This is a genomic window from Streptomyces sp. NPDC051211 (assembly GCF_040689505.1).
Lineage (GTDB): Bacteria > Actinomycetota > Actinomycetes > Streptomycetales > Streptomycetaceae > Streptomyces.
In genome coordinates this window covers 1-6,346 of the sequence record NZ_JBFBAV010000091.1, presented here as the reverse complement: position 1 = coordinate 6,346, position 6,346 = coordinate 1, and the positions used below count along the sequence as shown (strand labels likewise).

Genomic DNA, 6,346 nt, shown 5'->3' with positions numbered 1-6,346 from the left:
GGACTGCCACCCATGGCAGTCCAGCCCCGCCGGCGTTTTGAGGCGCGGGGTGCGGATCCCTGCCACTTGGCCCCGCCGGGCGGTACCCCCAGCCCCTCCGGCGTTTGAGGAGCGGGGTCTGGGGCGGAGCCCCGCCTCCCGGCCCCGCTTGCGGGGTACCTCCCGGCCCCGCCGGGGCCCCCAGCCTCGCCGGCGTTTGAGGCGCGGGTCCGGGCGGAGCCCGGTTTCGGGAAGGGGCGGGTAGGGGAACAGCTCCGCGCAGCGGCCGCCTGTCGGGTGCGGCGCCGTTGCCGGGGGCCGGCCCCCGGGCCCCCCGCGCCTCAATCGCCGGCGGGGCTGGAGGACTGAGCAACTCGGGACTGGGGCGCCCGGTCGGGTGCGGCGCCGTTGCCGGGGGCCAGCCCCCGGACCCCGCGCCTCAAACGCCGGCGAGGCTGGATGTGCCTGGCGGGGCTGGAGGGGCCCGGCGGGGTTGGAGGGGGCCCGGCGGGGCTGGAATTGCCGCTGCGCGGCAACCAGTCGCAAAGGTGCGTCAGGTCCGGAGTGGGCCGGCGGTGGGGGACCGGCACAATGGGCCGGTGCTGCTCCACGATCTCTTCCCGCCCGGTGTCCAGCACGCTCTGGACCTCGCGGGCATCTTCGTCTTCGCCACGGCCGGCGCCCTCCTCGCCGTCCGCAAGAACTTCGACGTCTTCGGCATCGCCGTGCTCGCCCTCGTCACCGCCCTCGGCGGCGGCCTCTTCCGGGACCTGGTCATCGGGGCCGTGCCGCCCGCGGCCTTCGGCGAGCTCAGCTTCTTCGTGACCCCGCTGGTCGCCGCCGCGATCGTCTTCTTCCTGCACCCCGAGGTGCAGCGGATCAACCGGGCCATCAACGTCTTCGACGCGGCCGGCCTCGGCCTGTTCTGTGTGACCGGTACGACCAAGGCGTACGAGTACGGGCTCGGACTGACCGCCTCCGCGGCGCTGGGCGTGGCCACCGCCGTCGGCGGCGGTGTGCTGCGGGACGTGCTGGTCAACGAGGTGCCCTCGCTGCTCCGGGACCGGGAGATGTACGCGGTGCCCGCCCTGGTGGGCGCCACGATGGTCGCGGTGTGCATCGCCCTCGAGATCCTCAACGCCGTGACCAGCGGGGTCGCCGTGGTCACCACCTTCCTGCTGCGGCTGCTGGCCATCCGCTACCACTGGCGGGCGCCGCTCGCATGGAACCGCCGTTCCTCCGTCAAGGAGGAGGCCTGAGCGGGGGTCGTCCGACAAGAAAAGCTACCGCTTAGTAGCAAGTCGGTGTACCGTCGATGTATGTCACATGCAGCGGCCCAGGCATCCATCGGCGACAGCGAATTCGACCGCGACACCGCCCTCACCCCCCGCACGGGCGAGCCCGGTGTCTACGACGCGGAGCTCTCCGCCGGCTGGACGATCATCACCGCCGTCAACGGCGGCTACCTGCTGGCCCTGCTCGGACGCGCCCTGTCCGCCACCCTGCCGCACCCGGACCCCTTCACGGTCTCCGCGCACTACCTGAGCGCCTCCGCCCCCGGTCCCGCGGTGATCCGTACCGAGGTCGTCCGGACCGGCCGCACCCTCTCCACCGGCCAGGCCTCGCTCCTCCAGTACGACCCCGCGACCGGAGCCGAGATCGAGCGCATCCGGGTCCTCGCCTCCTACGGCGACCTCGACTCCCTCCCGGACGACGTCCGCACCACCGCCGTGCCCCCCGTCATGCCCGCGTACGAGGACTGCCTCGGGCCCGAGGCCGGCCCCGCCCCCATCCCCGGCAGCTCCGCCATCGTGGACCGGCTCCGGCTCCGCCTGGATCCGGCCACCGCCGGCTGGGCGGTCGGCGCGCCCTCCGGCAAGGGCGAGATGCGGGCCTGGTTCGAACTGGCCGACGGCCGCGACGCGGACCCGCTGTCCCTGCTGCTCGCCGTGGACGCCCTGCCGCCCACCTCCTTCGACCTCGGCCTGCTCGGCTGGACCCCGACCGTGGAACTCACCACCCACGTCCGCCACCGCCCGGCCCCCGGCCCGCTCCGGATCTCGATCACCACCCGCAACCTCGCCGGCGGCTTCCTGGAGGAGGACGCGGAGGTCTGGGACTCCACCGACCGCCTGGTCGCCCAGTCCCGCCAACTGGCTCGCGCCCCCCGCACCGCCTCCTGACCCCAGCCGCATCGGGCAGTGCCGTGCCGGGGCGGTGAACGGCGACCGTAGAATCGGGGAATCATGGCCTACCTCGATCACGCCGCGACCACGCCCATGCTGCCGGAGGCAGCGGCCGCGATGACCGCGCAGTTCGGCATCACGGGCAACGCCTCCGCCCTGCACGCCGCCGGCCGCAGGGCCCGCCGGACCGTCGAGGAGGGCCGGGAGGCCCTCGCCGAGGCGCTCGGGGCACGGCCGAGCGAGGTGGTCTTCACCGCCGGCGGCACCGAGGCCGACAACCTCGCCGTCAAGGGTCTGTACTGGGCCCGCCGGGACGCCGACCCGGCCCGCACCCGGGTCCTGGCCAGCCGCGTCGAGCACCACGCCGTGCTCGACGCCGTCCACTGGCTCGCCGAGCACGAGGGCGCCACCGTCGAGTACCTGCCCGTGGACCACTACGGGCGGGTCTCGCCCGAGGTCTTCCGCGCGGCCGTCGAACGCAACCCCGACGACATCGCCCTGGCCACCGTCATGTGGGCCAACAACGAGATCGGCACCGTCCTCCCGATCGCCGAACTCGCCGCCGTGGCCCGCGAATTCGGCATCCCCCTGCACTCCGACGCGGTCCAGGCCGTCGGCCAGCTCGACGTCCGGTTCGGCGAAAGCGGCCTCGCCGCCATGACCGTCAGCGGACACAAGATCGGCGGCCCCTACGGCATCGGCGCCCTGCTGCTCGGCCGCGACCAGACCCCCGTCCCCGTCCTGCACGGCGGCGGTCAGGAACGGCACGTCCGCTCCGGAACCCTCGACGTCCCCGCAGTCGCCGCCTTCGCGGTCGCCGCCACCCTCGCCGCCGAGCGCCGCGAGACCTTCGCCCGCGAGATCGGCGCCCTGCGCGACGAACTCGTCGCCGCCGTCCGAGCGGCCGTCCCCGACGCCGTCCTCGGCGGCGACCCGGAGGGCCGGCTCCCCGCCAACGCACACTTCAGCTTCCCCGGCTGCGAGGGCGACTCCCTGCTCCTGCTGCTCGACGCCCAGGGCATCGCCTGCTCCACCGGCTCGGCCTGCACCGCGGGCATCGCCCAGCCCAGCCACGTCCTGCTCGCCACCGGCACCGACCCCGACCTGGCCCGCGGCACCCTCCGCTTCTCCCTCGGCCACACCTCCACCAAGGAGGACGTGGCCGCCCTGGCCGCCGCCATCGGCCCGGCCGTGGAACGCGCCCGCACCGCCGGCCTCAGCTAGCTCAGCCAGGAGGCGATCCGGCCGACCGCTAACGGAGCTTGGACAGGTCGAGGCTCTCCGCCGCTGACGGGGTCTTGGACGGTACGGGCTTGTCGTAGTCGGAGAAGTCGGCCTCGCCGCGCGTGCCTCCCATCTGCCCCTGGATCCGGAGCAGGTACGGCTTGCCCTCGGTGGCGACGTAGAACGTGGCCCAGTCGGCCCCGGAACGGCCGGTGACCGTGATCGCGGGCGTGCCCTCGACGAGGGCCTTCGCACCCTTCTCCACGTCCTCCGCAGAGAACGGCTCCGACATGTACTCGCGCTGGAGGTGGTTCACGTCGCAGGAGGCGGCGAGCTCGCGGAGCGAGGCGTCGTCGGCGGCGCCGTGCATCCACCGGCCGTCGAGCAACTCGAGCAACTCCTCGCCGGCCGGCCCCGGCACGTGGGCCTTCATGAACGCCGCGTCCGGTTTCATCCACACGTCCTGCCCGCGTTTGACGATCTCCAGCCGGCCCCCCTTCGGGCCCAGCGCCACGGTGCCGGCGCAGTTGCCGTCCCGGTCGAGACGGAGGTCCACGGTGTAGGTGCCGGTCGCGTCCCTGGTCTGTCCTTCCCAGCGCAGGGACCGGGCGTCGAGCAGCGACTGCCGCCCCTTCTCCGCGATCACGTGGGCGGGCTCGTCCTCGATGCCGTTGCCGCCCGGCGCCGCCGCCCCCACGAGCAGGGCGCCGATTCCCGCCAGTACCCCCACGAGCCTGGACATCGCCTCACCTCCGATGAGGACCCCGTCTGTGATCAGCCTAGGACGGGGGCACCTGCCCCGCAGTCCCGGCCTGGCCGGCGGCCGCCTTCGACGGCTCCGGCTTCGCGACCTCGGCGCGGACCAGGCGCAGGTAGCGGTCCCAGTCCCAGTGCGGTCCCGGGTCGGTGTGGTCGGCGCCCGGGACCTCGGAGTGGCCCAGGATGTGCTTCCGGTCGACGGGTATGTCGTACCTCCGGCATATCGCCGCCGCCAGCCGCGCCGAGGACTCGTACATGGCGGCGGTGAAGTCCTTGGGGCGGTCGACGTAGCCCACGTGCTCGATGCCGATGCTGCGCTCGTTCATCGAGCGGTTGCCCGCGTGGAAGGCGACGTCCAGCTCGCGCACCATCTGCTCGATGTGCCCGTCCTGCCGGACGATGTAGTGGGCCGAGGCCTTGTGCCACGGGTTCTTGAACGCGTCCACCGAGGATTTGAAGCCGCCCTGGGTGACATGCACGACGATCCGGTCCACCCGGTAGTCGTCGGGCCGGTCCGCCAGCCGCCAGTTCGCCGGGGACGCCGCCGTCCACCGGGCACCGGGGTGGTCCAGCTCACCCTCCTTGCGCGGCTTGGACACCCCGGGCAGGAGCCACCAGCCGCGCGAGATCTCCTCCCGGCCCGCCACCGCGGCCGCCCCGACCAGCCCCAGCCCGCCCAGCAGCACCGCCCGCCGCGTCGTCTTCGAGCCGGCCTTCTTCGAGCCCGTACCGCTCGCGCCGCCCTCGTGGCCCATGCGCATCACCCCCCGCCAAGAGATAACGCACCGTGACCCCGCGCGGTTCCCCGTACCCTGGACGGTGCTATGACTGAGAACCTGCCGCGCACCCGCCCCCTTCGCGTCCTGGCCGCCATGTCCGGCGGCGTGGACTCCGCCGTCGCCGCCGCCCGCGCGGTCGAAGCCGGGCACGACGTGACCGGCGTCCACCTCGCGCTCTCCGCCAACCCGCAGTCCTTCCGGACCGGCGCACGCGGCTGCTGCACCATCGAGGACTCCCGCGACGCCCGCCGCGCCGCGGACGTCATCGGCATCCCCTTCTACTGCTGGGACCTCGCCGAGCGGTTCCGCGAGGACGTGGTCGAGGACTTCGTCGCCGAGTACGAGGCGGGACGCACCCCGAACCCCTGCCTGCGCTGCAACGAGAAGATCAAGTTCGCGGCGCTGCTGGACAAGGCCCTCGCCCTCGGCTTCGACGCGGTCTGCACCGGCCACTACGCCACCGTCGTGGTCAACGAGGACGGCAGCCGCGAACTGCACCGCGCCTCCGACATGGCCAAGGACCAGTCGTACGTCCTCGGCGTGCTCGACGAGAAGCAGCTCGCCCACGCGCTCTTCCCGCTCGGCGACACGATCACCACCAAGGACGAGATCCGGGCGGAGGCGGAGCGCCGCGGCCTGGCCGTCGCGAAGAAGCCCGACAGCCACGACATCTGCTTCATCGCCGACGGCGACACCCAGGGGTTCCTGGCCAAGCGGCTGGGCAAGGCGGAGGGCGACATCGTCGACGAGTCCGGCGCGAAGCTCGGCACGCACGACGGGGCGTACGGCTTCACCATCGGGCAGCGCAAGGGGCTGCGCATCGGTCACCCGGCCGCGGACGGCAAGCCGCGCTACGTCCTGGACATCTCCCCGGTGAACAACACCGTCACCGTCGGCCCGGCGGAGGCCCTGGACGTGACCGGCCTCACCGCGATCCGTCCCCGCTGGTGCGGCACGGCACCGGCCGGCGGGCCGGCGACGTACACCGCGCAGCTGCGGGCGCACGGGGGTGAGACCGAGGTCTCGGCGGAGCTGGTCGACGGGGAGCTGCGGGTTGCCTTTACGGAGGCGGTGCGTGGGGTGGCTCCCGGGCAGGCGATCGTTCTGTACGACGGCACCCGCGTCGTCGGCTCCGCCACCATCGCCACCACCACCCGCACCTAGCCGCCGCGCGGGGGGCTTCCCCCATTAACCGGGCTCTGCCCGGACCCGGTCCTCAAACGCCGGACGGGCTGGAAAATCCAGCCTCGCCGGCGTTTGAGGCGCGGGGTCTGGGGCGGAGCCCCAGTTCGGGAAGGGGCGGGTAGGGGAACAGCTCCGCGCAGCGGCCGCCTGTCGGGTGCGGCGCCGTTGCGGGGGGGGGGGGGGGGGGCCGCCCCCGGGCCCCCCCCCCCCCGGGGGGGGGGGGGGGGCGCGCGC

6 protein-coding genes are annotated in these 6,346 nt (G+C 73.7%); 4 read left to right on the top strand and 2 right to left on the bottom strand.

Annotation, left to right across the window (positions count from 1 at the left end; translation table 11 throughout):
• Positions 1 to 581 precede the first annotated feature (581 nt).
• From AB0447_RS36240 to AB0447_RS36230, 3 genes are all read left to right on the top strand, one after another.
• Positions 582 to 1,238: a trimeric intracellular cation channel family protein gene (locus AB0447_RS36240; RefSeq protein WP_366481222.1), complete on the top strand. Its 657-nt coding sequence runs from the start codon at positions 582 to 584 to the stop codon at positions 1,236 to 1,238.
• Between the two features lie 60 nt (positions 1,239 to 1,298).
• Entirely contained in the window at positions 1,299 to 2,162 is an 864-nt protein-coding gene (locus tag AB0447_RS36235) for a thioesterase family protein (protein ID WP_366481221.1), read from the top strand.
• 63 nt (positions 2,163 to 2,225) lie between these two features.
• The gene (locus AB0447_RS36230) at positions 2,226 to 3,389 is read left to right on the top strand and encodes a cysteine desulfurase family protein (protein WP_366481220.1); all 1,164 of its coding nucleotides are present in this window, start codon (positions 2,226 to 2,228) and stop codon (positions 3,387 to 3,389) included.
• A 28-nt stretch (positions 3,390 to 3,417) separates the two neighbouring features.
• On the opposite strand, the gene AB0447_RS36225 is transcribed toward AB0447_RS36230, so the two are convergent.
• Together AB0447_RS36225 and AB0447_RS36220 are read right to left on the bottom strand one after the other, a co-directional pair.
• Entirely contained in the window at positions 3,418 to 4,131 is a 714-nt protein-coding gene (locus tag AB0447_RS36225; protein WP_366481219.1) for a hypothetical protein, read from the bottom strand.
• Between the two features lie 37 nt (positions 4,132 to 4,168).
• Entirely contained in the window at positions 4,169 to 4,903 is a 735-nt protein-coding gene (locus AB0447_RS36220) for a peptidoglycan recognition family protein (RefSeq protein WP_366481218.1), read from the bottom strand.
• A gap of 69 nt (positions 4,904 to 4,972) precedes the next feature.
• Here AB0447_RS36220 and mnmA point away from each other — a divergent pair, with 69 nt between their 5' ends.
• Positions 4,973 to 6,091, top strand: coding sequence for a tRNA 2-thiouridine(34) synthase MnmA (gene mnmA, locus AB0447_RS36215; protein ID WP_366481217.1), 1,119 nt, complete (start codon positions 4,973 to 4,975; stop codon positions 6,089 to 6,091).
• Positions 6,092 to 6,346 lie beyond the last annotated feature (255 nt).

Bases quoted from the DNA above. Each gene is read 5' to 3' on its own strand.
- AB0447_RS36235 (WP_366481221.1), top strand. From the start codon at position 1,299: ATGTCACATGCAGCGGCCCAGGCATCCATCGGCGACAGCGAATTCGAC.
- AB0447_RS36220 (WP_366481218.1), bottom strand. From the start codon at position 4,903: ATGGGCCACGAGGGCGGCGCGAGCGGTACGGGCTCGAAGAAGGCCGGC.
- mnmA (WP_366481217.1), top strand. From the start codon at position 4,973: ATGACTGAGAACCTGCCGCGCACCCGCCCCCTTCGCGTCCTGGCCGCC.
- AB0447_RS36225 (WP_366481219.1), bottom strand. From the start codon at position 4,131: ATGTCCAGGCTCGTGGGGGTACTGGCGGGAATCGGCGCCCTGCTCGTG.
- AB0447_RS36230 (WP_366481220.1), top strand. From the start codon at position 2,226: ATGGCCTACCTCGATCACGCCGCGACCACGCCCATGCTGCCGGAGGCA.